This is a genomic window from Bradyrhizobium sp. 23, from assembly GCF_023073295.1.
Classification (GTDB): Bacteria; Pseudomonadota; Alphaproteobacteria; order Rhizobiales; family Xanthobacteraceae; genus Bradyrhizobium; species Bradyrhizobium canariense_D.
In genome coordinates, this window is sequence record NZ_JADPJF010000070.1 from 381,671 (window position 1) to 383,658 (window position 1,988).

The window sequence follows — 1,988 nt, forward strand, 5'->3', positions numbered from 1 at the left end:
CAGAACGGATCCGTCCCCAGCCCCACCACATCCGCAGGCCTCGGCCCCGGTGCCGGCCAGTGAAACCGCCGGTCCTTCTCCGCAATCGCGATGTCGTTGATCGAGGCCTCGCGGCGCCGCATCAGGCCGTGCTCGTCGAACTCCCACTGCTCGTTGCCGTAGGAGCGATACCACTGGCCGCTCGCATCGTGCCATTCGTACTGGAAGCGAACCGCGATGCGGTGTTCGTCAAACGCCCAGAGGTCCTTGATCAGGCGGTAGTCGTGCTCCTTCTCCCATTTGCGGGTGAGGAACGTGACGATGGCCTCGCGCCCCTGAAAAACCTCGGAGCGATTGCGCCAGCGGCTGTCCTCGGTATAGGCGAGCGAGACGCGCACCGGGTCGCGCGAGTTCCAGGCATCCTCGGCCATGCGGGCCTTTTGCGCTGCGGTCTCACGGGTAAAGGGCGGGAGCGGCGGGCGCGACATGAGGGCCTCATCGGTTGGCGGGAGTGCAATCTATCGCCGCGCGCGGAGGAGTCGAGAGGCCGTCCGCTATCGCCCGATCACGAAATCAGATCAGCCTTCATCAAGGCGCGGATCGATTTCGGGATCGGCTGGGCACGTCCGCCGCTGATGAAGGCGACCTGCACCTCGGCTTTGACCAGCACGACTTCGCCGCGCCGCACCTCCTGCGCCAGCATGATGGAGGCGCCCTTCACGGCGACCGGCCAGGTCACGACATCGAGCACGTCGTCCATCCGGGCAGGCTTGAGGAAATCGAGATGCATCGAGCGCACCACGAAGGCGAAGCTTGCCTCTTCCGCCCCGGCCTGCTCGAACAATGCCTGCTGCTCGGCGCCCATCAGCCGCAGATGATTGGTCCGCCCGCGCTCCATGAAGCGCAGATAGTTGGCGTGATAGACGATGCCGGAAAACTCTGGCTTGCCAAAATCGCAACACAGCGCCTTGATTTCATTGGGACGTTGGAGGGCTATAGCGTAAACGAGCGTAGATTTTTCGGCGCCCCTCCCATGGCGAACCGCAGCGCCTTCGGGATACGTTGCGCTTTTCCACCGGAAATAAAGGCCACGCGCACGCGGGCCTTGACCAAAAGATCGTCCCCGCGCCTGCATTCCTGCAGCAGGGTAGCCGACGCTCCTTTCACCTCTGCGGGGACTGTGATGATGTCAAGCCGGTCGTCCAAGGCCGCCGGTTAGGAAATCGATTGTCATTGAGCGGACAACGAAGGCAAAGCTAGGCGCGTCGTTCTGGGCTTTTTGAGTAGTTCTCGCTGATTGGTTCCGAGCAAGCGCAAGTAATTCGTTCTGCCGCGTTCGATGAAGCGCAAAAGTTGGCGTGATAAACAATCTGTCCGGCGTCCGTATCTGCGAAATAGACGCGGACCTGCATGTGATGGCGGCCGTCGCGAATTTCACCGTCAAGAGAAGCTGTCACAGTACGATTCATCTTATTGCTGTTCCGAGAACGAATCGTCTTGCACAGAGACGCTTTTCTGAGCAATCGCCCAAGCTTTTGGGCTCAGCTCCTGCAATCTGAAAATTCAGCGCCCTGCGTGTGAATCCTTCTCGACGAGTCTTCGACTCTCAGGTCAAAGTAAGTACTCCTGCACTTCCAGGAGTTCCAGGAGTTCCAGCAGTTCCAGCAGTTCCAGCAGTTCTTCGAGGGTCGGCTTATCGTTCAAGCACCAACTCCGCATCCTTGTAGCGAAGATGGCGAGAAGCGGCCCTTCACGCGCACCACCGGGTTCACAGGCACTTGCGTGAGCCCCTGGGGAGCATGTGCTCCCAGGCTGCGGCATGAACGGCCTCGGTCTCTCACGACGCATCGCCGTGATTTCCGGCGGTTGCGGCGACATCGGCCGAGCCGTGCGCGAGCGGCTAATCTAATCTCCTTAGACGCGAACTAGTCGTCCGTGAACAAGGCACTAAGCGATTGAGCAGGAGTCAGTTTTCCGGTTGCGGCGGCATTTGAGATTGCAGGGATTGG

Annotated in this window: 2 protein-coding genes and 1 pseudogene; all 3 read right to left on the minus strand. The window is 60.4% G+C overall.

Going from position 1 to position 1,988, the window contains the following annotated elements:
* Window positions 1–467: nuclear transport factor 2 family protein (locus tag IVB32_RS19740; protein WP_018453738.1), on the minus strand; the 467-nt coding region annotated here is incomplete at its 3' end.
* Window positions 468–544: 77 nt separating this feature from the next.
* Window positions 545–976 (minus strand): YbgC/FadM family acyl-CoA thioesterase, encoded by a 432-nt coding sequence (locus IVB32_RS19745; RefSeq protein WP_247337768.1) that lies wholly within the window; start codon window positions 974–976, stop codon window positions 545–547.
* Window positions 973–1,436, minus strand: a pseudogene (locus IVB32_RS19750) (YbgC/FadM family acyl-CoA thioesterase). The gene IVB32_RS19745 and the pseudogene IVB32_RS19750 overlap by 4 nt, the downstream one beginning before the upstream one ends.
* Window positions 1,437–1,988: the final 552 nt, after the last annotated feature.